Annotated in this window: 21 protein-coding genes and 1 tRNA gene; 12 read left to right on the forward strand and 10 right to left on the reverse strand. The window is 58.3% G+C overall.

Annotation, left to right across the window (positions count from 1 at the left end; translation table 11 throughout):
- The first annotated feature begins 15 nt into the window (after window positions 1–15).
- From L1P09_RS07735 to L1P09_RS07755, 5 genes are all read left to right on the forward strand, one after another.
- Window positions 16–2,385: a phage tail protein gene (locus tag L1P09_RS07735; RefSeq protein WP_235768704.1), complete on the forward strand. Its 2,370-nt coding sequence runs from the start codon at window positions 16–18 to the stop codon at window positions 2,383–2,385.
- Between the two features lie 53 nt (window positions 2,386–2,438).
- The gene (locus L1P09_RS07740) at window positions 2,439–2,897 is read left to right on the forward strand and encodes a DUF6957 family protein (protein ID WP_235768705.1); all 459 of its coding nucleotides are present in this window, start codon (window positions 2,439–2,441) and stop codon (window positions 2,895–2,897) included.
- A 217-nt stretch (window positions 2,898–3,114) separates the two neighbouring features.
- Window positions 3,115–3,603 (forward strand): 3'-5' exoribonuclease, encoded by a 489-nt coding sequence (locus tag L1P09_RS07745; protein WP_235768706.1) that lies wholly within the window; start codon window positions 3,115–3,117, stop codon window positions 3,601–3,603.
- Window positions 3,604–4,025: 422 nt separating this feature from the next.
- On the forward strand, window positions 4,026–5,036 hold the full coding sequence (locus L1P09_RS07750; RefSeq protein ID WP_235768707.1) for a restriction endonuclease: 1,011 nt from the start codon (window positions 4,026–4,028) through the stop codon (window positions 5,034–5,036).
- Window positions 5,029–6,213, forward strand: a complete 1,185-nt coding sequence (locus tag L1P09_RS07755) for a DUF3800 domain-containing protein (protein ID WP_235768708.1) — start codon at window positions 5,029–5,031, stop codon at window positions 6,211–6,213. The genes L1P09_RS07750 and L1P09_RS07755 overlap by 8 nt, the downstream gene beginning before the upstream one ends.
- A 38-nt stretch (window positions 6,214–6,251) precedes the next feature.
- Here the strand turns inward: L1P09_RS07755 and L1P09_RS07760 are convergent, their stop codons facing one another.
- The 4 genes from L1P09_RS07760 to acnA all read right to left on the reverse strand — a co-directional run bounded on the left by L1P09_RS07760 (window position 6,252) and on the right by acnA (window position 12,308).
- Complete coding sequence (locus L1P09_RS07760) at window positions 6,252–7,442, reverse strand: relaxase/mobilization nuclease domain-containing protein (protein ID WP_235768709.1); 1,191 nt, start codon at window positions 7,440–7,442, stop codon at window positions 6,252–6,254.
- Window positions 7,439–7,717, reverse strand: coding sequence for a ribbon-helix-helix domain-containing protein (locus L1P09_RS07765; protein ID WP_235768710.1), 279 nt, complete (start codon window positions 7,715–7,717; stop codon window positions 7,439–7,441). The genes L1P09_RS07760 and L1P09_RS07765 overlap by 4 nt, the downstream gene beginning before the upstream one ends.
- Window positions 7,718–8,118: 401 nt before the next feature.
- Window positions 8,119–9,423, reverse strand: coding sequence for a tyrosine-type recombinase/integrase (locus tag L1P09_RS07770; protein ID WP_235768711.1), 1,305 nt, complete (start codon window positions 9,421–9,423; stop codon window positions 8,119–8,121).
- Between the two features lie 134 nt (window positions 9,424–9,557).
- Window positions 9,558–12,308: an aconitate hydratase AcnA gene (gene acnA, locus L1P09_RS07775; RefSeq protein WP_235768712.1), complete on the reverse strand. Its 2,751-nt coding sequence runs from the start codon at window positions 12,306–12,308 to the stop codon at window positions 9,558–9,560.
- A 224-nt stretch (window positions 12,309–12,532) separates the two neighbouring features.
- Between acnA and rlmM the strand changes: the two genes are divergently transcribed.
- From rlmM to pdxB, 3 genes are all read left to right on the forward strand, one after another.
- The gene (gene rlmM / locus L1P09_RS07780; protein ID WP_054905083.1) at window positions 12,533–13,597 is read left to right on the forward strand and encodes a 23S rRNA (cytidine(2498)-2'-O)-methyltransferase RlmM; all 1,065 of its coding nucleotides are present in this window, start codon (window positions 12,533–12,535) and stop codon (window positions 13,595–13,597) included.
- A gap of 2,662 nt (window positions 13,598–16,259) precedes the next feature.
- Window positions 16,260–16,502 (forward strand): sulfurtransferase TusA, encoded by a 243-nt coding sequence (gene tusA, locus L1P09_RS07785; RefSeq protein ID WP_009686255.1) that lies wholly within the window; start codon window positions 16,260–16,262, stop codon window positions 16,500–16,502.
- A 60-nt stretch (window positions 16,503–16,562) separates the two neighbouring features.
- Window positions 16,563–17,705, forward strand: a complete 1,143-nt coding sequence (gene pdxB, locus L1P09_RS07790; RefSeq protein WP_029887248.1) for a 4-phosphoerythronate dehydrogenase PdxB — start codon at window positions 16,563–16,565, stop codon at window positions 17,703–17,705.
- Window positions 17,706–17,837: 132 nt separating this feature from the next.
- On the opposite strand, the gene L1P09_RS07795 is transcribed toward pdxB, so the two are convergent.
- The gene (locus L1P09_RS07795) at window positions 17,838–18,011 is read right to left on the reverse strand and encodes a PA1571 family protein (protein ID WP_009686257.1); all 174 of its coding nucleotides are present in this window, start codon (window positions 18,009–18,011) and stop codon (window positions 17,838–17,840) included.
- Between the two features lie 207 nt (window positions 18,012–18,218).
- Here L1P09_RS07795 and L1P09_RS07800 point away from each other — a divergent pair, with 207 nt between their 5' ends.
- A complete protein-coding gene (locus L1P09_RS07800) occupies window positions 18,219–19,982 on the forward strand; it encodes an ABC transporter transmembrane domain-containing protein (RefSeq protein WP_054904153.1) in 1,764 nt (587 codons plus the stop codon).
- A 108-nt stretch (window positions 19,983–20,090) separates the two neighbouring features.
- Here L1P09_RS07800 and L1P09_RS07805 read toward each other — a convergent pair.
- Together L1P09_RS07805 and L1P09_RS07810 are read right to left on the reverse strand one after the other, a co-directional pair.
- Window positions 20,091–20,167, reverse strand: a tRNA-Pro gene (locus L1P09_RS07805).
- Between the two features lie 80 nt (window positions 20,168–20,247).
- Complete coding sequence (locus tag L1P09_RS07810; protein WP_009686259.1) at window positions 20,248–20,469, reverse strand: YgdI/YgdR family lipoprotein; 222 nt, start codon at window positions 20,467–20,469, stop codon at window positions 20,248–20,250.
- A gap of 186 nt (window positions 20,470–20,655) precedes the next feature.
- On the opposite strand from L1P09_RS07810, the gene moaB reads away from it, so the two are divergent.
- Together moaB and L1P09_RS07820 are read left to right on the forward strand one after the other, a co-directional pair.
- Window positions 20,656–21,195, forward strand: a complete 540-nt coding sequence (gene moaB, locus L1P09_RS07815) for a molybdenum cofactor biosynthesis protein B (RefSeq protein WP_009686260.1) — start codon at window positions 20,656–20,658, stop codon at window positions 21,193–21,195.
- Window positions 21,179–22,405, forward strand: coding sequence for a molybdopterin molybdotransferase MoeA (locus L1P09_RS07820; protein WP_054904154.1), 1,227 nt, complete (start codon window positions 21,179–21,181; stop codon window positions 22,403–22,405). Before moaB ends, L1P09_RS07820 begins: the two co-directional genes overlap by 17 nt.
- Here the strand turns inward: L1P09_RS07820 and L1P09_RS07825 are convergent.
- Window positions 22,394–23,638: a glycosyltransferase family 4 protein gene (locus L1P09_RS07825; RefSeq protein ID WP_054904155.1), complete on the reverse strand. Its 1,245-nt coding sequence runs from the start codon at window positions 23,636–23,638 to the stop codon at window positions 22,394–22,396. The two genes, L1P09_RS07820 and L1P09_RS07825, sit on opposite strands and share 12 nt — an antisense overlap.
- A gap of 364 nt (window positions 23,639–24,002) precedes the next feature.
- Here L1P09_RS07825 and yegS point away from each other — a divergent pair, with 364 nt between their 5' ends.
- Window positions 24,003–24,890 carry a lipid kinase YegS gene (gene yegS / locus L1P09_RS07830; protein WP_054904156.1) on the forward strand — a complete coding sequence of 296 codons (888 nt, stop codon included), beginning with the start codon at window positions 24,003–24,005 and terminating at the stop codon, window positions 24,888–24,890.
- Here yegS and L1P09_RS07835 read toward each other — a convergent pair.
- Both L1P09_RS07835 and L1P09_RS07840 read right to left on the reverse strand, forming a co-directional pair.
- Window positions 24,874–25,533 (reverse strand): response regulator, encoded by a 660-nt coding sequence (locus L1P09_RS07835; protein ID WP_054904157.1) that lies wholly within the window; start codon window positions 25,531–25,533, stop codon window positions 24,874–24,876. The genes yegS and L1P09_RS07835 overlap by 17 nt on opposite strands.
- Window positions 25,523–26,419 (reverse strand): sensor histidine kinase, encoded by an 897-nt coding sequence (locus L1P09_RS07840; RefSeq protein WP_054904158.1) that lies wholly within the window; start codon window positions 26,417–26,419, stop codon window positions 25,523–25,525. Before L1P09_RS07840 ends, L1P09_RS07835 begins: the two co-directional genes overlap by 11 nt.
- Between the last annotated feature and the right edge of the window lie 189 nt (window positions 26,420–26,608).

The raw sequence follows: 26,608 nt of genomic DNA on the forward strand, positions 1-26,608 counted from the left end.
AAGAAGAATAAAGATATGGTGCTTGCTGCTTATTTCGTCATCATGCTGATCATGATGGTTGTCGCTATGCGAATGGCAAAAACTCCCGATAATGCCAAGGCCGCAGGCATCGAGGATTTCAGTTTTCCAACCGCAGCCGAAAGGCCAGTTCAGGTCTTATATGGAACCCGGAAACTGGGCGGTTCCAATGTTCTTTGGTACGGTGATCTAAAAACAAAAGCAATTAAGCAAAAAGTTAAGACTGGGTTTAGTTCCAAGAAAGTTACCGTCGGCTACAAATATTACATGGGCGTACAGCTCGGGATTTGTCATGGCCCAGATGTAACACTAAAGCAAGTATGGTTTGACGACAATGTTGCTTGGGAAGGTGTGATAAAAAACGGCTCGTTTGAAATCAATAAACCAGAGCTTTTTGGCGGTGAAGAAAAGAATGGCGGGGTTGGCGGGACGGTCAGTTTTTATAATGGTGATCTGGCCCAGGCCGCTAATGCTTACCTCCAGCGAGTCGTGGGTATTGATATCGTTTCGCCGTTGCGTTCCCTTTGTCACGCCGTTCTCGAAGGCTTCTACATCGGCAATTCGGAAACCCCGGCAAAAGTCAGCTTTGTCTGCTCGCGGTTTCCCAAATCCCCAACCGGAAATACTGCCCTGGAAGTCGTCGGTGATGACGCAAACCCAGCGTACGTGATTTATGAATTCCTGACCGACCAGCGCTTCGGCGCTTCGATTTCAAAGTCCCTTGTCGACGTCACAACCTTTGAGTCTGTTGCCCAGGCGCTTTTTGGCGAAGGGTACGGTGTTTCTGGCGTCGTTGACTCGTCGAAAACAGCCTCAGCTATCGTCGATGACCTACTGAAAATCATCAACGGCAATCTTGCCACTGACGCGGCGACAGGCAGGCTAAAACTCAAAATCGTTCGAGAGGATTACGACATTTCAACGCTGCCTGTTGTCGATGCATCAAACATAAAATCCCTTTCAAATTTCAACCGTGGATCGCTGGATACTGCGGTTAATGAAGTTAAAGTTAAGTACCTTTCGATCGCAGACGGATTCACGGAGCGTACGGCGACAGCTCAGAACCTGGGGCTAAGAATCCACAAAGGAGATAGCGATGGCGTCAGCTACGACACCCCGAGCATCTCCACCGCAGCCCTGGCAGCGAAAATCGCACAGAGAGAGATGCGACCTCTGTCCGTGCCGCTGGCAAGCTGCGTTGTAGAGTGCAATCGGTCAATGTTCGACGCGGAGATGTGTGATGTCGTGCTCCTGTCGTGGCCACCACTGAAAGTCGAGAAGATGGTAATGCGGGTCATGGGCGTGGATTTAGGTTCGTTGGAGGACAGCACGATAAAGCTCAGCCTTAGCCAAGACGTTTTCGGGGTAACGAACACTGTTTATAGCGATGGTACGGACAAAGTCTGGGCAAAGCTTACGTTCGAGCCTTCCACCCCGCCCAGCCTGGAAATCGTCGAAGCCCCTGCGATTTTCGCCAGCGCCGCAGGGTTAACACGGTCGCTGCTAGTTTTGGCAGAGCAGCCAAGCGCCGGGCAGCAATACAAACTGCTCACTCGGCAGGATGGGGAGAGCTGGGCAGACCAGGGCGACGCTGCTTTTACTCCGGTTTTTGAGCTGGTTGATACTATGTCCGCAGGTGCCTGGACGATGGCAGATGGCCCAATTATTCGCGGGAATGTCGACGAGCTAGACACCTACAGCGTCGGCGAAAACCGGCAGGCACTTGGGATAATGTGGATCGACGGCGAATGGCTGAGCTACGAGTCAACAATTCAGCTAACAAGCACCACCTGCCAGCTTAAAAACATCCGCCGTGGACTGTTCGGTACCATCCCAATCGAACATCTGGCGGGCCAAAAAATCTGGGCGGTGAGCGAAGGGCATGGCATTACAAATGGTCAGTTTGCCAAAGGATCGACGGTATACCTGAAAACCTTGGTGCAGACGCAAACGCGCAGGCAAACGATCGAGGAGTCCACCGAACAACTGTACGGGGTACAAGGCACAAATGATCAGCCACTTCCTCCTGGGCATCTCCGCGTCAACGGCGGCGAAGGGGGGGAAGTCAGCGGCATAGCAACCCTGAGCTGGAGAGCCCGAGGTGGGTCAGGGCAGGAAGTGGTGTTCTACGACGACGACATTTCCCAAGCATCAGCGTCAACCTATGAAATCACTGTCCTGAACGGCGGCCAGCAGATTTGGCAACAAAGCGGCGTGGTCGGGGAAAGCTGGGAGTTCACTGGGGAGCGGGATGCGAATGGAGGGCGGCTTTTTGACGAGCTTACGTTTTTGGTCAGGGCGACGCAGCCTGGATTCCCCCACAGCGCCCCGGTCGAAATCAGCGTTACCAGGATGTCGGTCGTATAGCCGCCTATTTAAGTATCTGCTAGTATAAGTGGTCACCGTTAGGAGGTTGCCGTATGCGCCATTTTGAGCCCGAGTCCAGCACAGATTTGGAAATGAAAAAGGAATCCATACGCAGCCGCTGGCGCGAAAAAAGCGTTTTGATTAAAGATAGTGGCATGTCGCTGAAGGATGCCGAGCATATTTTTGACCATAGCGTAGAAATCTACGGCAAGCCGGCAACAATAGTTAAAAACTGGTTCTTGGTGCATGTCGATTCCCCTCCTGCGGAAGCATCGCCAAAATATGACGACCTTAAACCGTTTGTTATTTGTTCGCTTGACGTCCTGAAAGATGCTAAAAACACACTTAGCAGCACCGTCAGGACAAGCCAAATGTTGTTGTTTTTAGATAAATCTATATTCGTTACGCGTAATACAGTTTATTTGCTGGTCGGGCAGGGGCGAAGAATTAATTGCAGGGAGGCTCCCGAAGTATTTATCGCTTTTTTCGTGCTCTTGGGGTTGGAGCGATGAAAGTTAGCGAATTAATAGATTTGCTGTCCAAGCTGGATCCTGATGCCCGTGTCGTAACTCCTGGTTTCGAAAGCGGATTCGAAAACATAGAGCATGTCACGTGTGGCATGCTTTATCGGCGAAAGAATCCCGAGTGGTGGGACGGCGCTTTTAACGAAGATAATAACTGGAATACTGAGGGGGAGGACATGGTTATGATTTATGGGTCGTACCGAAAATGAAGCTATTTCTGGATACGGAATTCACTGAGCTTAACGCAGGCAAAAAGCTAATTTCGTTGGCGTTGGTATCTGAAAACGGAGCCGAGTTTTATGTAGAGCTCATTGATACTTACGAAGTGGAGGACTGTTCAGAATTTGTAATCGATACAGTTCTGCCCCAGCTCGACAATGAAAAATATGGGGCGACATTCACCCTGGCTCAGGCAATGCTTGCCGAGTTTCTTGGGCGCTTTGAAGAGCAGGTGGAGATTTGCAGTGATGCTCCGGCCTGGGATTGGGATTTCTTCGCCGAGATGGCCTACAAAGACGGAAAATGGCCTGGCAATGTCAGTAACAGACCGGTCGACATCTCCAAGCTGTTTGACAGCAAAGACCCTGAAATCTTCGTTGAGTTGCGAGGCGTGCCGCATCATGCGTTGCTGGATGCTCGCGTACTTGCGAGAATCTATGACATTGCACTAAGCATAACTCCGGGGAAATTGTAATTAACCTCGACCATCTAGCCACTGCGTACCTCATTTCCTTGGAGCTAGTGCCGATCATTCAGGCGATGGATCGGCATGAGCGGAGGAAACATGATCAAAAATTTGGTTCCCACGTCGCTTAATCCCTAGCCGTCACGCTATTCACCACGCTCGTCGTGAACATTGCTTGCCGCTTATCCATCGACAGGCTGGCCACCCCTGATCCTAATACATCCATGCCCTACATTGTCCCACCTTCGGTACGGCCTGGGCCGCCTCTCGCCTGATCTGCAAGCACCTCCTCAGCTCCCGGAACTGAGCTTTTTGTCCCCCAAAACAGCCTTTGTGTTGCTGCCAAAAAAAGCCTTTTTGCCGGTGATGGCACGAGGATGGCCAGATCAGGTAAGCTCGGGTGATTAACGACCAAGGCATTCAGGGCTGACATGCGCTATATCTTTTATGGAAACAATGACCCGAAAAGCATCATGTATCTGGATGCTGACCGATTCGTCGAAAGGCTTTTCGACATGTCTGATGGCTTTTCATCTATTCCTGGACTTTTTAATGAATGGGCATTGCTGAGCGGAATATATGTTGAGGGGCGTTATTCAGAATTAAAGCCTAAAGTTATGGAGCTTCCGGGTTTTCATACACTTCCGGATGATATTAAGGGTTTTTTTGCTGATAATGTCGATGACCTCTCCGTAACTCAGCGATTCGAGCTGCTCATGGTGCTGATGGATTTGGGTGGGTTGATCAACCCGTCCCTAGATGGTATTGACCCCCACGAAATCCCCTTTTATTCAAAAATGTTTGAGTCATATATCAATGGTAATGCTGACGCAAGCGACCTTGAAGGGCTTTCACGATTAAGCAGAGGCGCATATGACGAAGCGAATGGATTCAAAGTTGCTCTAGACTTTGTAGTCCGCGATAGGGAGTCGGTGCTAAAAGTGTTCTCCACGCAGAATATTAAATACGCTAACGGCACACTGAATTTTGACAAAATCCACAAACTTCTAAAGGCACAATTTGGAGCACCCTGGAAAGGCTATGTGGTATTCAAAGGTTTGGTGATCGATAAGCTGCTGAGCCAAACCTCAAGTCGTCTCGCCAGCCGTCCAAGTAGTCGAGACGTCGGCGGAACGCTTGAAAAGGTGGTGGTAGATCTTTATCGCAATCTGGGTTACACCGTTTCAGAGACCAGTTCTACCGGTGACTTTGGTGTTGACGTATTAGCGCAGTCCAATATCGAAAAAATTGGTATACAGTGTAAGAACTATTCAGGGAACGTTGGTGTTGAGGCAGTGATGCAAGCGCATTCTGGCGGTCACTACTATGGCTGCAGCAAATTTGTTGTGTATAGCGCCAACGGATTTACCCCTGCAGCTGTTGAGATGGCGGCAAAGCTTAAAGTCGAACTACTTATTTACAAGGGAGTTTTAGGTGACTGATTTTTCTAGTTTTGATAATTTGGATGGGTCTCAAAGCGAAGTGGTAGATAGGCCGCTCCCGGTGGAATCACTCGCACCGTTTGATCCTATGGTGCATGGCACCGAAAAGGAAATGGTTATCTACTATGACGAAACAAATAATATTCGAAAGCTTTTGCTCACAGAGGACGGTTTTAACGTAACTAAGTACGACAATTTCGTACTCGGAGGTATTGCGGTCGAGTCTGGAAAAGAGCTTCCGGATATCAATGAACTTCGGGCTATCCTCAAAATACAAAAAAACGCCCCTGAGATTAAATTTGACTTAGTGGCGAAAGGAGACTTCGAAAAAGTTCTTGATTCTAAGAAGCTCGGGCAGTTCTTTTCCTGGCTTATTGAGCATGACATCAAAATTCACTACACGAATCTTAATATCCTCAATTGGGCAATTTTGGATATCGTTGAGTCCATAGTGGCCGAAGATGCTTTTCGTGAATATCTGCTCGGTCATAGAGAGCTTAAAAATGAGCTCTACAGGATGGTTTCCAAAGACGTTCTTGGCTTCTTGGCAATCCTAAAAGGATACAATTATCCTGATTTGAAACCTGATTCAACTGTTGCATTTCTTAAGGATGTTCGATCTTTCGTTGTCAAGCATGCTCCTATCGAGAAGAATGGTGCTCTATCCGCGCTGCTTGAAATTCTACTGAAGGGTCAAATAATCCCTGGTCTTACGTTCCTTATGCATAATAAGCCGGATTATGTAATTGAGGGTTTCGAAGACATATTTATCAATCGTATCGCACGTTTCAAGAATTCTCGTCATATTTTTGATGAGGAAAAGACAGTTCAGGAAGCCATTGCCGGTATAAGGGTTATCGACGGCGATCGAGATGTTGACTTTAGTTTTGCAGATTCAAAATTTACTCCCGGAATACAATTGTCGGACGTGATGGTAGGTTTCCTGGGTAAATATTTTACATTTATAGAACGCACGCCGGTAGCCGTGTTAATGAGTAAAAAGGCGAACCTCACCCCACTCCAAAAACAGAATCTTAAGCTATTCCAGCAACTCGTCACATCGACAGATTTTCACTCTAATGCGCTGCTATTCCGTGTGACAACCATCGATAGCGACTGCAAAGCGGACTTCTTCTTGTACGGGCGAGAGCTGCCGGCGCACATTCTGCCAGCATAAAGGCTGCAGGCCCTGGTTCGGGGATCCAGGGTCTTTTCTTAAATCGACGGTGACTCATCGTGCTCCTGCATCTTCGCGGTAATAAACATGTCGCGGGTCAACGCTATATCGGGATAGTACTCCACGTACCTTGACTCCCTGCGCTCCTTTTCCTTTTTGGACTCAAATGGGATACCGAATAGGGCCGACAGGAAGCGCTGGATGGCCTCAATCATGGCATCTATTTCTCTCTCGGACTTCGATTTCGGCTCGAACTTGACGTTGAATCGTCTGGTTTTCGAGAAAAATCTGACGTAGAGGAAGCGTTTTGTAACTCCGATTTGATCGTCTGGATCTCTTTTTGCAATTTCAATCTCAAGCTCGTAAATGGTTTCTGGGTCATAATTGATACCTTCCTGGATGGTGAGTTTTTGAAAAGTGAGTCGAGAGCGCTTTAATTTTCTGCCTGAAATTACTCTTCCCTGGAACTCGTAGGCGATGCCTTTAGGCTGTCCTGCCTCGTTTTTTGTTAAATGGATGTACACCTGTTGCCGGCGCAGGTGACGAACAAAAGTAAACATGTCTCCGTCTTCGTCCCGAGTTTGCTCGATTGCGCCTGCGATTTTGGCGATCATTCGGGCTTTGTGGGGTATGTCGTTTTCGCGGGTTGCTGCTTTGACTTCCGCGTGGGTGTAGGCGGTGCCCCATGTTTCGGTGGGGCGAGGGGCCTTGCTCAGCCCGAACATGTCCTCGATGTCAGATGCAGAATCCATTGATGTCGAGCGTTCGTTGCTGTCGCTTACTAGTCGGAACTCCTCGTCCAAGTGGATTCTGTTGGCCACGATATGCACGTGCTCATGGTCTGTGTCGCGGTGCATCACCGCCACATACTTGTTGTCCTCGTCGAAGCCCAGGTCGGACATGTAGGTTTGGACTGCCTGAGCCCATTGCTCGTTGTTAAGGTGCTCGCCTGGTCGCAGGGAAAGCATGGCGTGGAAGACAGGCTTTATAGGGCGATCGGAGTCGACTGACATCCGGCGCATAGCTTCCACCTGGTCGAACTCGGCCACCATTGCCAAGACACCTTTTTCGCTGCCGTCCTGCAGGCCCGGCAATGGGTCTGAGGCTAGGCAGTTGAGGGAAATCGTCCGGATTTCGGAGATAGCGTGGTCGTGCTTTGTGCAGCCAAAGATGTACCGGATGCGGTTTTTAAAAGATCCGGACGATTTAGGGAAAATTTTGGCAATCACACGACACCTCCGGCGTTTGCAGAGGCGATAGCGCGCACTTTCTCCAAGAGGTCTGACTTTGGCTTGTCCAGCTTTATCATTCCGGCGAGTGTGGCGAGCTCTTTGGCAATAATGACAATGTTAGAGCTGATTTTAGGCTTGACCTTGCCTGTAACAACGGAGTCTCGGATGAAAGCGCTAGCCGAGGTGTATCCAGCTTCTTTCATCTTCGACTTAAGTTGATTTATTTCTGGCTCAGTGAGTCGGAATGTTATTCTGCAGTCCTTTCTTTTCATCCTGTTCCACCTTTCTTGTTTTTGTTGTTGGCGGAGCAACACGCAACACCCGAAGGGATGTGAGTAGCCGAGTCTATGTCTGACATAGACACAACTGGCTAAGCAGTAGCTCTTAGTTTTATTATGCCTGTGGAGTTTTTCGCGGTGGAAGCACTTGCTTGAAATAAATGCCTCAAATGGCAGTTAAAGTGCCTTTTGTGATACCTTGAGTGCCTCGATTGGCGCTGTATAACCTACTCTTTGCAGTCGTCAATAGTGGATTCGCACTGGTGGGATGTGCCTGGTTGTTTTTGTTGCTTGTCAGGAGGGCGATATCGCAAAGGTCGGGTGCGGTTTGCGCATTCTCGGGCAGCAAATTCGCAGTCAGGCAAAGCGAAGTCCGCACCCCTGACATGCGACTACTATAATTTTCGCTCTACATGGTTGCGCACAAACTCGGGGTCAAGCTTTGAGTGCTCATAAATGTAGGACTCAATTTTTTCGGTTGCTGCTTTAAGCTCAATGTAGTAGGGGACTTTGTAACCATCGGTCACATCATTTTCGCTACCGTCATCGTGGTTTACCAGGGCTTTGACAATAAAACGGCTTAATCCGCTTGCTTCTCCAATACTGATAAATGTGGAGCGCAGGGATTTCATGGTTTGTCGGATTCCGAACTGTTTTGCTGCACGATCGATAAACACTTTCATTGTTGTATGTCGAATTGGCTTGCCATCCAAAGCAGCGAAAAAGTATTTCGAGTCGTGATAGGCGCCTGCGTAAATTAACTGCTGGTACGCTGTTTCGTTCAATGGCAGAGAGTATTCTTTCCTATTTTTAATCAGTAGGTCAGCTTCCTTTGCGCCGAATTTAATAATTTTACGGTCGTGATCAAGCATATCTCTGGTGATGTGTGATGCTTCTGTGGGCCTAAGACCGGAAAAAAGCATGAACATTAGTAAGGAACTTGAGATGTGGTAAATATTGGGCACTGTTCGTGTAGGGCCCATGATTTCTGTTTTGATAATAGATGTCACATATTTGTTGAACTTTGCCGGCTGAAGCCCATCTTTCGAACGTTTTTCACGGTTCCAGAGCTTGCGGGCAGTTAACACAGATACGGGGTTGTAGATAAAGATTGGTGTGTTCTCTGGCGCATAAGCTGTCATCGCATAGTTAAAAACATTACGTAAAAGGCCAAGCGCAACGTTGGAAACACGTCTGCCGACTTTATCCATCTTGTTTTTCATGGTTACTACATATTGCCCATCAAATTCAATAAGCGGTTTATTGCCTGCATATGCAAGATGGTTTTTGTACATTCGACTGTAAAAAATCTTAGTTTTTTCTTTGTACGCATGATTTTTTGCAGACATCATGTCGTTAAAAGCCGTTTCCAGTGTGATAAGCCCTTTGGCTTTTTCGACTTTCTTGGCTGACGTAGCGCCGGAGATGTCACTGCTGATTCGGGCCGCTTCCTTCCTCAGTGCTTCCAATTTGCAGAGTGCGTAGTCGAATGGTTCGATTTTGAATCGTTTGACTGTGTTGCCGACACGCCTTACGACCAAAAATGTCTTGGCGCCGCCAGCAGTCACACGTAGCGCTAGGCCTCCAGCGTTTGGGTGGGAATCTCGGTACGTCACGTCGCCGGAGGCGGGGAGGGGAAGATCTCTAATCGTTTGTTTTGTAAAAGAAAATTTTCGGTCTAGAGGGGTTGATGTAGCCATAGGAGCTCCAGCACACGTAGCCAAGGGTTGTGGCTACAGCATGGCTACGGTGCGGAGCGCGGTCAATATTAACTGATTAAATAAGTACTATCTCGCTCAGGGTCAAGCAAAGCCAATCAAAGCTTGTAACGCTGCTAAACCTCTGAATTTCCTATCAATTGTCGCAGCACGTAGTGAAGAATCCCCCCCGCCTTGAAGTACTCCACCTCGTTCAAGGTATCGATCCGGCACAGCACCTCGATCTGTTCCTGCTGGCCATCCTCGCGGGTGATGCGCACCTGTAGCGGCATGCCGGGGTGAATCGGTGCGCCGTCCAGCCCCAGCACGTCGATCTGCTCCTTGCCGGTCAGCCCCAGCGCCTTGCGGTCATGCCCGGCCGTGAACTGCAGCGGCAGCACGCCCATGCCCACCAGGTTGGAGCGGTGGATACGCTCGAAGCTTTCCGCCAGCACTGCCTTCACGCCCAGCAGGTTGGTGCCCTTGGCCGCCCAGTCGCGGCTGGAGCCGGTGCCGTATTCCTGCCCGGCAATCACCACCAGCGGGGTTCCTTCCTGCTGGTAGCGCATGGCCGCGTCATAGATCGACAGTTTTTCACCCGAGGGCACGTGCAAGGTGTTGCCGCCTTCCTCGCCCGCCAGCATTTCGTTGCGGATTCGGATATTGGCGAACGTACCGCGCATCATCACTTCATGGTTGCCGCGCCGCGAACCATAGGAGTTGAAGTCGCGTGGCTCCACACCTTTTTCGCGCAGGTACCGCCCCGCGGGGCTGTCGGCCTTGATGTTGCCGGCAGGGGAAATATGGTCGGTGGTCACCGAGTCGCCCAACAGCGCCAGCACGCGGGCGCCGCGGATGTCGGTGATGGCCGGTGGCGGCCCGCCGATGTCGTCGAAGAAGGGAGGGTGCTGAATATAGGTGGAGTCTGCCTGCCACACGTAGGTAGCGGCCTGGGGTACCTCGATGGCCTGCCACTGGGCATCGCCGGCGAACACTTCGGCATATTGCTTGTGGAACATGGCCGTGTTGACTTTGGCCACGGCCGCCGCGATCTCCTGCTGGCTGGGCCAGATATCGCGCAGGTACACCGGTTGGCCGTCCTTGCCCGTACCCAGCGGGTCACGCGTCAGGTCCACGCGCACACTGCCAGCGAGCGCATAGGCCACGACCAGGGGCGGCGAAGCCAGCCAGTTGGTCTTGACCAGCGGGTGAACGCGCCCTTCGAAATTACGGTTGCCCGACAGCACCGAGGCCACGGTGAGGTCCGCGCTGGCAATGGCCTTCTCGATGGCTTCATCCAGCGGGCCGGAGTTGCCGATGCAGGTGGTGCAGCCATAGCCAACCAGATCGAAGCCCAGTTCGTCGAGGTAAGGCGTGAGCCCGGCGGCCTGGAAGTAGTCGGTGACCACCTTGGAGCCCGGTGCCAGCGAGCTTTTCACCCAGGGTTTGCGTTGCAGGCCTTTTTCCAGGGCTTTCTTGGCTACCAGCCCGGCAGCCATCATCACGCTGGGGTTGGAGGTATTGGTGCACGAGGTGATGGCGGCGATCACCACGGCGCCATCGCGCAGGGTGTGGGTCTGGCCTTGGTGGCTGTAGTCGATCTCGCCGGCCTGGTCGGCATTGCCAACGGCCACGCCGCCACCCCCTTCACTTTCCAGGCGGCCGACTTCCTTGGCCAGCGGCTTGGGTTGCAGTTCGATGAAGTGGTCGAAGGCCTGGCTGACCTGGCCCAGTGCGACCCGGTCCTGCGGCCGCTTGGGCCCGGCCAGGCTGGCTTCGACGTCGTGCATGTCCAGCGCCAGGGTGTCGCTGAACAGCGGCTCGTGGCCGGGCAAGCGCCACATGCCTTGGGTTTTGCAGTACTGCTCGACCAGTTGCACGGTCGCTTCTGGCCGCCCAGACAGGCGCAGGTAGTCCAGGGTGACGTCATCGACCGGGAAAAACCCGCATGTAGCGCCGTACTCCGGGGCCATGTTGGCGAGGGTGGCGCGGTCGGCAAGCGGCAGCTCGGCCAGGCCGTCGCCATAGAACTCGACGAACTTGCCGACCACGCCTTTCTTGCGCAGCATCTGGGTCACGGTCAGCACCAGGTCGGTCGCAGTGATGCCCTCGCGCAGCTTGCCGGTCAGCTTGAAGCCGATCACTTCCGGGATCAGCATCGATACGGGCTGGCCGAGCATGGCCGCCTCGGCCTCGATACCGCCGACCCCCCAGCCGAGCACGCCCAGGCCGTTGATCATGGTGGTGTGCGAGTCGGTGCCGACCAAGGTGTCGGGGAAGGCATAGGTGCGGCCATCGGCTTCACGGGTCCATACCGTGCGGCCCAGGTATTCCAGGTTGACCTGGTGGCAGATGCCGGTGCCCGGCGGTACCACGCTGAAGTTGTCGAAGGCGTTCTGGCCCCAGCGCAGGAAAGCATAGCGCTCGCCGTTGCGCTGCATTTCGATTTCCACGTTCTCGCTGAAGGCTTGCGTTGTGCCGTAGCGGTCGACCATCACCGAGTGGTCGATCACCAGGTCGACCGGTGACAGCGGGTTGATGCGTTGTGGGTCGCCGCCGGCCTTGGCCATGGCGGCGCGCATGGCGGCCAGGTCGACCACTGCCGGTACGCCGGTGAAGTCCTGCATCAGTACGCGTGCGGGGCGGTACTGGATTTCGCGGTCGGAGCGCCGCTCGCCCAGCCATTGGGCGAGGGCGCGCAAATCGTCGCCGGTCACGGTTTTGCCGTCTTCCCAGCGCAGCAGGTTTTCCAGCAGCACCTTCAGGGACATGGGCAGGCGTTGCAGGTCACCCAGCTGGCGGGCGGCTTCGGTGAGGCTGAAATAGTGGTAGGTCTGGTCGCCGACCTTGAGCGGCTTGAGGGTGTTCAGGCTATCGAGCGAGGGCATTGCCAACTCCTTCTGCGCCGGTGCCCGGCATTGAATTGCGGTTTGCCGGTAGCACCGTTATGTATCGGCCCGCACGGCACGGACCTGGCTGAAAGGTCAGGTTAGACCGGTTTAGGCCACCTGACCCTTTTCTGGACCGGCGGGGCGTGTCGCAGGTTCCGAACTTCCTTTATCATCGCCGCCCTGCCGGCGCCTGTGACGCGCCCGCCGTAGTGGAGTGAGAGATGAATACCCTGTTCATGCATTGCCGGCCCGGTTTCGAGGGTGAGGTGTGCGCCGAGATCAGCGAACATGCCGCCCGCCTGGGTGTCGCGGGCTATGCCAAAGGCAAGCCGCAAAGTGCCAGCGCCGAGTTTGTCTGTAGCGAGGAGGGCGGTGCCGAGCGGTTGATGGGGGAGCTGCGTTTCAATCAGCTGATCTTCCCGCGGCAATGGGCCCGGGGTGCGTTTGTCGAGCTGCCGGAAAGTGACCGTATCAGTGTGCTGCTGGCGCAGTTGGCTGGTTTTCCGGTGTTCGGCAGCCTGTGGCTGGAAGTGCTGGACAGCAACGAGGGCAAGGCGTTATCGACGTTCTGCCGCAAGTTCGAAGTGCCTTTGCGCAAGGCCCTGGAAAAGGCCGGGCGCCTGGTTGACGACGCCAGCCGCCCACGCTTGCTGCTGACCTTCATCAGTGGCCGGCGGGTATTTGCGGGTATCGCTGCGGCCAACAACAGCGCGTTGTGGCCCATGGGTATCCCGCGTCTCAAGTTCCCCCGCGAGGCGCCCAGCCGTTCGACCCTCAAGCTGGAAGAGGCCTGGCACCATTTCATCCCGCGTGAGCAGTGGGAGCAGCGCTTGGGCGATGATATGACCGGCGTCGACCTGGGGGCTTCGCCGGGAGGGTGGACTTACCAGCTGGTGCGTCGTGGCATGTTGGTGACGGCTATCGATAATGGGCCGATGGCCGAGAGCCTGATGGATACCGGCTTGGTCCAGCACCTGATGGCCGATGGTTTTACCTGGCAACCCAGGCAACCGGTGGACTGGATGGTTTGCGATATCGTCGAGAAGCCGGCGCGGACGACTTCGCTGATCGAAACCTGGTTGGGTGAGGGGCTATGCCGGGAGGCGGTGGTCAACCTGAAGTTGCCGATGAAGCAGCGTTATGCCGAGGTACGGCGGCTGCTCGAGCGCATGGAGGCGACGTTCAAGGCGCGCAAGGTACGGGTTTCGATTGCGTGCAAGCAGCTGTATCACGACCGTGAGGAAGTGACATGCCATTTGCGGCGGCTTGAGCTGAAACCTCGTTGAATCGGTGCTTGGTGCTTGAGGGTGGGGCCGATGGGAACGAATACCTATGCGGTTTCAACGCCCACATTGTTGCAGAGCTTGGAATCCTGGGCGCTGGTTTTTGGTGGCGCGATAACTCCAGCTGCGATAGCGACGCATAGTCACCTTTTCGCCCTTACGGCGAGTCACTTTTTGTCAGACGCGACAAAAAGTAACCAAAAAACGCTGCGCTCCCGTCATCCGGCCCCTGCGCTGCGCTCCGGGGTTCCCTCGCTACGGGCATGCTCCCGGGAGTACGCGCTGCAGGCCCCATCCCTGGGGCCTCAGCGCTTGACGGGCATCCATGCCCGTCACCTCCCTCCGCTCGGCCTCCTGAGGTCGCGAAGATCAAGATCAAGATCAACAGCCAGATCAAAAGCTGTGCGGGGGGGTTGGTTGCATGGTGCGAAACCCAAGAAAGCGCTGCTGTTGCTTCTGCTTTTTGCTTTTGCTTCTAAACGCGCGGTAGCACAGGCGCTGCAGATTGCGACTTCAGGAGGCTGAGCGAAGGGCATGCGGAGGGAGGTGACGGGCATGGATGCCCGTCAAGCGCTGAGGCCCCAGGGACGGGGCCTGCAGCGCGTACTCCCGGGAGCATGCCCGCAGCGAGGGGACCCCGGAGCGCAGCGGAGGGGCCGGATGACGGGAGCGGGCGGCTTTGGTTACTTTGGCCAAGACCAAAGTAACCCGCCCTAAGGGCGGAAAGGTGACTCGGCGCCGCCAACGCGAACGAATACCTATGCGGTGTAAATGCCCACACTTTTGCAGCGCTTGAAATTTTGAGCGCTGGTTTTGATAGCGCGGAAACTCCAGCTGCGATAGCGACGCATAGTCACCTTTTCGCCCTTACGGCGAGTCACTTTTTGTCAGACGCGACAAAAAGTAACCAAAAAACGCTGCGCTCCCGTCATCCGGCCCCTGCGTTGCGCTCCGGGGTTCCCTCGCTACGGGCATGCTCCCGGGAGTACGCGCTGCAGGCCCCGTCCCTGGGGCCTCAGCGCTTGACGGGCATCCATGCCCGTCACCTCCCTCCGCATGCCCTTCGCTCGGCCTCCTGAAGTCGCGAAGATCAAGATCAAGATCAAGATCAAGATCAAGATCAAGATCAACAGCCAGATCAAAAGCTGTGCGGGGTTTGGTTGCGTGGTGCGAAACCCACTAAAGCGCTGCTGTTGCTTCTGCTTTTTGCTTTTGCTTCTAAGCGCGCGGTAGCACAGGCGACGCAGATTGCGACTTCAGGAGGCCGAGCGAAGGGCACGCGGAGGGAGGTGACGGGCATGGATGCCCGTCAAGCGCTGAGGCCCCAGGGACGGGGCCTGCAGCGCGTACTCCCGGGAGCATGCCCGCAGCGAGGGGACCCCGGAGCGCAGCGGAGGGGCCGGATGACGGGAGCGGGCGGCTTTGGTTACTTTGGCCAAGACCAAAGTAACCCGCCGTAAGGGCGGAAAGGTGACTCGGCGCCGCCTACGCGAACGAATACCTATGCGGTGTAAACGCCCACACTTTTGCAGCGCTTGAAATCTTGAGCGCTGGTTTTGATAGCGCGGAAACTCCAGCTGCGATAGCGACGCATAGTCACCTTTTCGCCCTTACGGCGAGTCACTTTTTGTCAAACGCGACAAAAAGTAACCAAAAAACGCTGCGCTCCCGTCATCCGGCCCCTGCGCTTCGCTCCGGGGTTCCCTCGCTACGGGCATGCTCCCGGGAGTACGCGCTGCAGGCCCCGTCCCTGGGGCCTCAGCGCTTGACGGGCATCCATGCCCGTCACCTCCCTTCGCATGCCCTCCGCTCGGCCTCCTGAAGTCGCGAAGATCAAGATCAAGATCAAGATCAAGATCAACAGCCAGATCAAAAGCTGGGCGGGGTTTGGTTGCGTGGTGCGAAACCCACGAAAGCGCAGTTGTTGCTTCTGCTTTTTGCTTTTGCTTCTTAGCGCGCGGTAGTTCAGGCGCTGCAGATTGCGACTTCAGGAGCATTCCCGTAGCGAGGGGACCCCGGAGCGAAGCGGAGGGGCCGGATGACGGGAGCGGGCGGCTTTGGTTACTTTGGCCAAGACCAAAGTAACCCGCCGTAAGGGCGGAAAGGTGACTCGGCGCCGCCTACGCGAACGAATACCTATGCGGTGTAAACGCCCACACCTTTGCAGAGCTTGAAATCCTGGGCGCTGGTTTTTGGTGGCGCGATAACTCCAGCTGCGATAGCGACGCATAGTCACCTTTTCGCCCTTACGGCGAGTCACTTTTTGTCAAACGCGACAAAAAGTAACCAAAAAACGCTGCGCTCCCGTCATCCGGCCCCTGCGCTGCGCTCCGGGGTTCCCTCGCTACGGGCATGCTCCCGGGAGTACGCGCTGCAGGCCCCATCCCTGGGGCCTCAGCGCTTGACGGGCATCCATGCCCGTCACCTCCCTCCGCATGCCCTCCGCTCGGCCTCCTGAAGTCGCGAAGATCAAGATCAAGATCAAGATCAAGATCAACAGCCAGATCAGAAGCCGTGCGGGGGTTGGTAGGCGGCGCGAAGCCTCTGACCCGCCGTAGGGGCGCAAAGGGCCTGGGCAACGCCCGTCCGGACGTATGGCCTGCAAAGCCGCGCTTGGACCCCGCCGCGTGATGCGCGACAATAGCGATCATTTTCGGAGCCCCCCATGACCGATTTCACCCCCGACGCCATCCTCGATGCCACCGGCCTGAACTGCCCGGAGCCGGTGATGATGCTGCACCAGCACGTACGCAACCTGGCCGCCGGCGGCCTGCTCAAGGTCATCGCCACCGACCCGTCCACCCGCCGCGACATTCCAAAGTTCTGCAACTTCCTCGGCCACGAACTCGTGCAACAGCAGGAAGACGCCGGCACCTTCCTTTATTGGATTCGCAAAAAAGCCGACTGAAACCCTGTGCAAGCCACCTGGCGATGCGCCTACACTGCGCTCCCCAGACAGGAGAGCGCCATGCTGATAGTTGCCGACGAAAACATCCCGCTGCTCGATGCCTTCTTCCAAGGCTTCGGGGAAATTCGCCGCTACCCCGGCCGAAGCCTCGATGCCGCCAGCGTCAAGGATGCCGATATCCTGCTGGTACGCTCGGTGACCAAGGTTGATCGCACATTGCTCGAAGGCAGCCGGGTACGCTTCGTCGGTACCTGCACCATCGGTACCGATCACCTGGACCTGGACTATTTTGCCGAAGCCGGCATTAGGTGGAGCAGCGCGCCAGGCTGCAATGCCCGCGGCGTGGTCGATTACGTGCTGGGCAGCCTGCTGACCCTGGCCGAACTGGATGGCGTTGCGCTGCCCGAACGGGTCTACGGCGTGGTCGGTGCAGGTGAGGTCGGCGGGCGGCTGGTACGTGTGCTGCGCGGCCTGGGCTGGAAGGTGCTGGTGTGCGACCCGCTGCGCCAGGCCGCTGAAGGCGGTGACTACGTCAGCCTGGAAACCATTGTCCAGCAGTGTGATGTGATCAGCCTGCATACCCCGTTGCAGCGTAGCGGCGGCTACCCCACCTGGCACTTGCTGGGCCAGGCGCAATTGGCACAATTGCGCCCGGGTGCCTGGCTGGTCAACGCCAGCCGTGGGCCGGTGGTGGACAACGCCGCCCTGCGCGAGCTGCTGCTGCAGCGCGACGACATCCATGCCGTGCTGGACGTATGGGAAGGCGAGCCGCAAGTCGACCTGCAACTGGCCGACCTGTGTACCCTGGCGTCACCGCATATTGCCGGTTACAGCCTCGACGGCCGCCAGCGTGGCACCGCGCAGATCTACCAGGCCCTGTGCCGCTTCCTCGGGGTGGATGAGCAGGTGCAACTGGCTGACCTGCTGCCGCGCCCGCCGCTGGCGCAAATCGAGCTGGATGCCAGCGCCGACCCGGCCTGGGCCCTGGCCACCCTGTGCCGCGCCGTGTACGACCCGCGCCGTGACGATGCCGACTTCCGCCGCAGCCTGAGCGACGACCCACAACAACAGCGTGCCGCGTTCGACCAGTTGCGCAAGCAGTACCCAGCGCGACGCGAAATCGAGGGGCTGGCGGTGCGCCTGCGTGGCGAGGCGCCGCAGTTGGCGCAACTGGTCAGTGCGCTGGGTGGCGTATTGGTCTGACGGCGTGCCGGCCGCTGCACGGCCATTCGCCCGGGTGAGAGCGCCCAGCCGGGCCTGGCCGTAAGAGGCCAGTGCAGAACTCAGGGCAAATAAAAACCCGACGCGGGCGCCGGGTTGCAAGAAATTCGCCGCTCAACCTTTGCGTACGCGCTCGACCCGGCTCTGTTCCAGGGCCTTGCAAGCCTGCTGGATCATCTGCTCGGTGATCGGTACTTCGCGCCCCTGGGCATCAATGATCGAACCGCATACCTGGGGTTGCTGGTTCGGCCGGGGCTGCTGGTTGTCGCTGGTAGGCTGCAAGCTCATGCATGGTCTCCTCATCAGGTGAACTCAGGGTAGTCCTGCACCGTGACTGGCCTGTGACGACAGGCTCGTCACGGCAATACCAGTCCAACAGAAACGCTGGCAAAGCTCCATACCCTGGTTAGATCGATAGGCTATAGCCACCTGCCCGCGTTCCCCAGCCCTGATGAGTGGTAGTCTGGGCCTTCGCCAGCCATAGTGATCGTCGCCATGTCCGAATCGGTTTCCCCGCAACCACGCCGGGCATTACGCCTGGCCTGGCAGTTCGTTCGCCCCTATCGCCGGCAGGTTCTGCTGGCCTTGCTGGCACTGGTAGTCACTGCGGGCATCACCTTGTCGATGGGCCAAGGCATCCGGCTGCTGGTCGACCAGGGTTTCATGACCCGTTCCGCGCACCAGCTCAACCAGACCATCGGGCTGTTCCTGCTGCTGGTACTGGCCTTGGCGGTGGGTACGTTCAGCCGTTTCTACCTGGTGTCCTGGATTGGCGAGCGCTGCGTGGCCGACATGCGGCGGGCGGTGTTCAACCACCTGATCGGCCTGCACCCCGGCTTTTTCGAGGATAACCGCAGCGCCGAGATCCAGTCGCGGCTGACAGCAGACACCACGCTGCTGCAATCGGTCATCGGTTCGTCGCTGTCGATGTTCCTGCGCAATGCATTGATGGTGCTGGGCGGTGTGGTGCTGCTGTTCATTACCAACCCCAAGCTCACCAGCATCGTGGTGGTGACCCTGCCGCTGGTGTTGGCGCCCATCCTGCTGTTTGGTCGCCGCGTACGCAGGCTGTCGCGGCAGAGCCAGGACCGGGTCGCCGATGTAGGCAGCTACGTGGCCGAGACGCTGGGGCAGATCAAGACTGTGCAGGCCTACAACCATCAGGCACATGACCGCGCACTTTTTGCCGACACGGTCGAGGCGGCATTCACCGTGGCGCGCAAGCGCATTGCCCAGCGGGCCTGGCTGATCACTCTGGTGATCGTCTTGGTGCTGGGGGCGGTTGGGGTGATGCTGTGGGTGGGCGGCATGGATGTGATCGCCGGGCGCATATCCGCCGGCGAACTGGCCGCCTTCGTGTTCTACAGCCTGATCGTCGGCAGCGCCTTCGGCACCCTCAGTGAAGTGATCGGCGAACTGCAGCGCGCCGCCGGTGCTGCCGAGCGCATCGCCGAACTGCTGGCCGCACGCAGCGCAATCCTGCCGGGCTGTGCCGCCTCGGGCCTGCCGGGGCATAGGGCCCGCGGGCACATCGAGTTGCAGGAACTGGTGTTCGCCTACCCGTCACGGCCCACCGTGGCAGCGGTAGCTGGCCTGAGCCTGGTCATCGAGCCTGGCCAGACCGTGGCCCTGGTCGGCCCATCAGGGGCCGGCAAGTCGACCTTGTTCGATCTGTTGCTGCGGTTTTACGACCCCCAGCAAGGGCGCATCCTGCTCGACGGCCAGCCGCTGACAGAATTCGACCCTGACCAGCTGCGACGGCAGTTTGCCCTGGTTGCACAGAACCCTTCGCTGTTCCGTGGCACGGTGGAAGCCAATATCCGCTATGGCCGCCCCGAGGCGAGCCAGGCCGAGGTCGAAGCCGCAGCCCGCGGCGCCCATGCCGATGAGTTTATTCGGCAGTTACCTCAGGGCTACCAGACACCGCTGGGGGAGGGTGGCATCGGGCTTTCCGGCGGCCAGCGCCAGCGCCTGGCGATTGCCCGGGCGCTACTGGTGGACGCGCCGATCCTGTTGCTGGACGAAGCCACCAGCGCCCTCGACGCGCAAAGCGAACACCTGATCCAGCAAGCACTGCCCCGCCTGATGGCCGGGCGTACCACGCTGGTCATCGCCCATCGGCTGGCCACGGTCCAGCACGCCGAGCGCATCGCGGTCATCGACCAGGGGCGCTTGGTGGCGGTGGGCACTCATCGCCAATTGATCGAGCAAAGCCCGCTGTATGCCCGGCTGGCGGCCTTGCAGTTCACCAGTGCCTGACACAGGGGTGACGGGGGCAGCGCAGGGGTGGCTATCGGTTTTCAACGCTACCGTTGGTGGCAGTTTCCAGGCACAAAAAAGCCCGCATCAGCGGGCTTCTGGAGGATCTGGTCGGAGAGACAGGATTCGAACCTGCGGCCTTCTCGTCCCGAACGAGACGCGCTACCTGGCTGCGCTACACTCCGATGAACAAAATCCTACTGCATCGTGTTTTTGCTCGCAAGCCCCTGCTGTGCAAAGGGGCTTTGCTGAAAACGCGCCGCGGTTAAAGCTCTTTCACGGTGCGGATCTGGTCCTTGTTCAGGCGGGTGCGCTTGCCGTCCAGCTGCTCGAATTCGTAGAAGCCGGAGTCTTCGTCGTAGGACGGTTTATCCGTCGCCTGGATTTCTCGGCCATCGTTCAGGGTGATGACGGTTGGGGTGGAGCAGCCGGCAAGGGTGCCCAGGCCCAAAGCGAGCAGGAAGGCGGGTAGGGTCCGTTTGATCATCGTGGTTCTCCAAGTGCGATGGTGCTAGATGACATTTATGACGCAGGACTTTAGTGCAAGTTCACTGCAAGTGCATCATAGCGATAAATCTGCGCGGTTGATCCAGGGCAAGTTTGTTGGGCGCAACCCGGTAAATGTGCGCTGTGATATAACTGCGGCCAACCTATCCTGTTGTGACGGACCCCCATGAAAGCCAAGGCAGATACCCCCTTTGTGCCGCTGAATATCGCGGTGCTCACCGTTAGCGACACCCGCACGCCCGACACCGATACCTCTGGCCAGATGTTCGTCGACCGGTTGAGCGAGGCCGGCCATCACCTGGCAGAGCGGGTATTGCTCAAGGACGACCTGTACAAGATCCGTGCACAGGTTGCCACCTGGATCGCCGACGAGCGCGTGCAGGTGGTGCTGATTACCGGCGGCACTGGCTTTACCGGCCGCGACAGCACGCCGGAGGCGGTGGCCTGTCTGCTGGACAAGCAGGTCGATGGCTTTGGCGAGTTGTTCCGGCAGATCTCCGTGCCGGATATCGGTACGTCCACGGTGCAGTCGCGGGCCTTGGCCGGCCTGGCCAATGGCACCCTGGTGTGCTGCCTGCCGGGCTCGACCAATGCCGTGCGCACCGGTTGGGACGGCATTCTTGCCGAGCAACTCGACGCCCGCCATCGGCCGTGCAACTTTGTCCCGCACCTGAAGCAGGCAATGGCCTGTGACAGCCGTGGCTGAGGTCAGTCAGCCACGGCCGCTGATGCCGGTAGAGCAAGCCCTGGAACAATTGCTGGCATTGGCCGAGTCGGCACCGATTCAGGAAACTGAAAGCCTGCCCCTGGCCGAAGCCGAAGGCCGGGTACTGGCGACCGACCTGGTGGCCTCGCTCGACCTGCCGCCCTGGCCGAACAGTGCCATGGACGGCTATGCCCTGCGCCTGGCCGACTGGCAGGGCCAGCCGTTGCCCGTCAGCCAGCGCATCTTCGCCGGCCATGCGCCACAGCCTCTGCAGCCGGGCACCTGTGCCCGCATCTTTACCGGCGCCCCGGTGCCGGCAGGTGCCGATTGCGTCGAGATGCAGGAAAACACCCAGGTGCTGGAGGATGGCCGGGTACGTTTCGTCGAGGCGCTGCGCGCCGGGCAGAACATTCGCCCGCAGGGCCAGGAAACCCGCAAGGGCGAGCAGGTGATGAACGCCGGCACGCGCCTGGGGCCGATCGAACTGGGCCTGGCGGCGACCTTGGGCCACGCCCGGCTCGAGGTGGTACGCAAGGTCAAAGTGGCGGTACTGTCCACCGGCGACGAACTGGTCGAGCCCGGGCTGCCGTTGGGGCCCGGGCAAATCTACAACAGCAATCGTCGGCTATTGGTCAGTTGGTTGCAGCGCCTGGGGTGCGAGGTGGTCGATGCCGGCATCCTGCCGGATGACCTGGCGCAGACCCGCGCCTGCCTGGCCGGACTGGGCCACGTCGACCTGATCCTGTCCACTGGCGGCGTGTCGGTGGGCGAGGCCGACTACCTCGGGGCGGCACTGCGCGAAGCGGGCGAGCTGGCGCTGTGGAAGCTGGCGATCAAGCCGGGCAAGCCGCTGACCTTCGGCCATTACCAGGGCGTGCCGGTGATCGGCCTGCCGGGTAATCCGGCCTCGACCCTGGTCACCTTTGGCCTGCTGACCCGGCCCTATCTGCTGCGGCGCCAAGGGGTGGGCAATGTCACGCCGCTGCGCTTCGACATGCCGGCGGGGTTTGACTGGCCCAAACCCGGTAGCCGCCGCGAATACTTGCGTGCGCGCATCGAGGACGGCCAGGTGCGCATCTACAAGAACCAGAGTTCGGGTGTGCTGCGCAGCGCAGCCTGGGCCGACGGGCTGGTGGAGGTGCGCGAAGGCAGCACGCCGAAAACGGGTGACAGCGTGCCATTCATTCCCTTCAGCGAACTACTTGGCTGAACGCCCCAGCCAGGCATCGGCCAGTGGCCCTGGCACCGGTGCTGCCTGGGTCAGGCGCATGTGCACGGTTTCCAGTTGATGAGCCGCCACGCTCCAGTCGTGGCGCTGGCGGGCGAACTGGCGCCCGGCCGCGCTCAACTGGCTCATGCGCCAGGGCTGGTTGAGCAACTGGGTGATCAGCAGGGCCAGTTGATCACTGTCATCGCTGCCCAGGTAATGCTCGCCGTTGTTCACCGCCAGGCCGGAAACGCCCTTGCCGGTACTGATGATCGGCAGGCCGGCAGCCATTGCTTCAAGGATTTTCACCTTCGAGCCACCGGCATAGCGCAGCGGCGCAAAAAACAGGGCTGAGCGGCTTTGCAGTTCACGCAGATCGGGGCGATAGCCGAGCCATTCGATCCGCGGGTCATTCCAGTGCAGCTTCCAGCTGGCCGGCATCGCATGCCCGGCAATCGCCAGGCGCACGGCCGGGTTGCTCAGCCACACCTGCGGCATGATGTCTTCCAGCGCCCACTCGATGGCTTCCAGGTTGGCGCCGTATTCAAAATTGCCGACAAACAGCAGGCGCTGGCTGTGCAGCGCCGGCTGCACCTGCTGGTAGAAATCACATTCCACGCCATTGACCACCACATTCACCGGGCGCCTGCTGATCTGCCCGATCAGCTCGGCGTCGTGAGCGCTGACGGCTACCAGCTCGGTGGGCTGGCCCAGCACGCGCTGTTCCCAGCGCCGGTAGCGCCAGCGGTCGAAGGCATTGAGCGGGCGTAGCCATAACGGCAGGCGGTCATGGCAGGCGCTGCCGGTAACCGACTCCAGGTTGTGTTCGCTGAGCATGAAGGGCAGGCCGCGGGCCTGCAGGGCCTTCTCGAACGGCTGGAAGCTATAGCTGTGCTCGATCTGGATCACGTCCCAAGGTTCCTCCAGCAACTGCTCGAAGCGGTGCCGCAACGCTGCGCAAAGGCCGTTGATGATCGCCCGCATGGGGTAGTCGATGATCGGCGAGGCCAGCAGGTTCAGCGGGCTATGCAGCGGCCTGCGCGGCAGGACTATCAGCCGTTCGAGGTACGGTTCGAGCGCCTCGCGTGCGGCGTCGCTGAGGGGTATCTTCGATTGCACCAACAAGGTGATGCGGTGGCCGCGCTGGGCCAGTGCCCGGATCAGGTGGTATTGGCGAGTCTTGCAGCCACTGGTGGTCGGCCAAGGCAGGTAAGGCAGTGTCCAGAGAATACGCATGACCGTGGTCCTCGCTGACGGCTGCAGAGGGCAAGACGCACCTGTCGGCCGGTTGCAGGTGAGGGCCGGGAGGAACGTCCGTGGCGGGCAAGCCAGGGCATTTTACAGTCAAAATGCTGACTCGCCTGTGCTCATTCGCTTGTAGGGTCAAAAACCTGTCAAAAGTGTCTCGACTCAGCATAGCCGGGCATTGTCGGCTGTGGAAAAAATGCCATTATCTTCACTACCAGCCGAGCCGGCGCTGCTGCTGGGAACACCGCCTGCCACGCGCGACACGCCGCTGGCTGTTTTTGAACGCGGCATGCAACGATCCACGCGTGCATGTGGTCGAGATAGGGTTGGTCAACCTCAGGGAGATGCGCCTATGCAAGCGCGCAAGGCAATGCTGGTCCTGCACGGCAAGCAGGCGATGAACGACGAACTGCGCGATGCCGTGCACGACATGCGCGACAGTGGCTGGGTGCTGGATGTGCGGGTCACCTGGGAGGCGGGCGATGCCCAGCGCCTGGTGACCGAGGCGCTGGCGGCAGGTTACAGCCACATTGTCGCCGGTGGCGGCGACGGGACCCTGCGCGATGTGGCCGAGGCCATGGGGCAGGCCGGGACCGATGCCAGCCTGGTATTGCTGCCGTTGGGCACCGCCAACGATTTTGCCAAGGCTGCCGGCATTCCGCTGGAGCCTGCCGCTGCGCTGGCCTTGTTGAATGAGGCGGCACAGCCCATAGACCTGGGCCAGGCCGGCGACCAGCTGTTCCTCAACATGGCCACCGGCGGGTTCGGTAGTCAGGTCACGGCCAATACGTCCGAAGACCTGAAGAAGGTCCTGGGCGCCGCGGCCTATCTGTTCACCGGCCTCACACGCTTCAGCGAACTGCAGGCGGCCTCGGTCGAGCTGCAAGGGCCGGATTTCCACTGGCAAGGGGATCTGCTGGCACTGGGTATCGGCAATGGCCGCCAGGCGGGAGGCGGGCAGGAGCTGTGCCCGGATGCGGTAGTCGATGATGGCTTGCTCGATATCGCCGTGTTGCCTGCCCCACAGGAAATGCTGGGCACGTTGCGTGACCTGCTGGCCGGTGATGGCCTGTTCGTCCGTGCCAGGTTGCCCTGGGTCGAGATCAAGAGTGCTCAGGGCCTGGACCTCAACCTCGATGGCGAGCCCTTGCAGACTACCAACTTGCGTTTCGAAGCCCGGCCCGCAGCGTTGCGCCTGCACCTGCCTGCCGGGTCGCCGCTGCTCAGTCGTCCAGGCTGATGATCTTTTCGCGCACGGCAAACAGTACCAGGCCAGCCACGTCATGAATTTGCAGGCGCTTCATGATTTGCGAGCGGTGGGTTTCCACGGTCTTGATCGACAGGCCAAGGCCAGTGGCAATTTCCCGGGTCGACTTGCCGCGCACGATCAGGCGCAGGATCTCCAGCTGGCGCGCCGTGAGGTTATGCCGGTCGCTGCCGCCCTGTGCGCCCGGCCTGTTGCGCTGCAGCGCCTGGTTGATGACGGTGTGGGCGATGGCCGGGCTCAGGTAGCGCTCGCCGTGGCGTACTGCCTCCAGGGCCTGCTCCAGCTCGGTGGCACTGGTGTCCTTGAGCAGGTAACCGTGGGCACCGCTTTCCAGGGCACGCATGATCAGGTCCGGATCGGTGTGCATCGACAGGATCAGCACCTTGCAGTTGCTGCCGCAGGCTCGCAATTGGGTCAGGGCGTCCAGGCCACTGGTCGAGCGCATGGAAATGTCCAGCAGGACAATGTCCGGCGCCAGTGCGCGCACCTGCTCAAGCAACTGGCTGCCATCCTCGGCCTCACCGACCACGCTGTAGCCGGGAATGTCGCAAACCAGCGCACGTACGCCGGCGCGGATCAGCGAGTGGTCGTCGACCAGCAGCAATCTACAGGTCATGGGCAACAGTACTCCTGGCGCGTTGCTGGGTGCGCGGTGGCCACGGGAACATCGCTTCTATCCGTGTACCCTGGCCAGGCTGGCTGGTGATCTGCAGGCTGCCCTGCAAGGCCGTTACCCGCTCCTGCATGCCGGCCAGGCCGCGCTGGCCGGCCTCGGCCGGGTGCCGGGCGGGAACGAAGCCGCGGCCATCGTCGTGAATCGACAACGCCAGCCCGGCAGGGGTGCGTTGCAGGCGCACAACCAGGTTGTGTGCCTGGGCATGGCGCAGCATGTTGGTGACTGCTTCCTGGGTGATGCGGAACACTGCCATGGCCACTGCATCGTCAATGCCGCCCAGGCGTTGGTTGCACGCCAGGCTCCAGTGTACGCTGCTGCTGCCCAGCGTGCGGACCAAGTGCGCGCGCAAGCTGGCTTCCAACCCAAGACTCGCCAATTGCCTGGGGTTGAGCAGGCTCGACACGTTGCGTACCGTGCCCAGGGTGTCATCCAGGGTGCTGTGCAGCGCATCGCAGTGGCCCTGCAACTCGGCCGGCATGCGCCGTTTCAGCCACTGCAGTTGCAGTTTGGCGGCAGTCAGCAATTGGCCAATGTCGTCGTGCAACTCCCGGCTCAGGTGTTGCCGCTCGTCTTCCTGCACCTTCAGCATGCGCTCGGCCAGTTCAGCCGGCCGCAGGCTGATCGACCTGGCCCCCAATCCCAACTGCAGGGTGGCGGCCAGCGTTGCGGCCAACTGCAAAAGCAGCAGGCCAGCCGGGATAGCAAGGTTGGCCAGGTACAGCATCAGGTTGGTAACCAGCGAGGCCACACACAGCCCGACCGTCAGCCAGCGCAGCAGGGCAACGCGGCAGCAGCTACGCATGTAGAATTTCAAGCGTGGGAGCATAAATAGGGAAGCCACTGAAGTATTGCTGATAGAGGCCTTGCACAATGCGGGTCAGAGGCTTTGGCGCAGTACTTCCGCTGTTTGGTCGAGCACCTGATGTGCAAACTTTTTTGTGATTGCAAGTGTTTGTGGGGGCGCATATTACCACTTCGTACGGTGTCGGTCGCGGCTGGGTGACGCTCCGAAACG

Source organism: Pseudomonas juntendi, from assembly GCF_021560075.1.
GTDB lineage: Bacteria > Pseudomonadota > Gammaproteobacteria > Pseudomonadales > Pseudomonadaceae > Aquipseudomonas > Aquipseudomonas juntendi.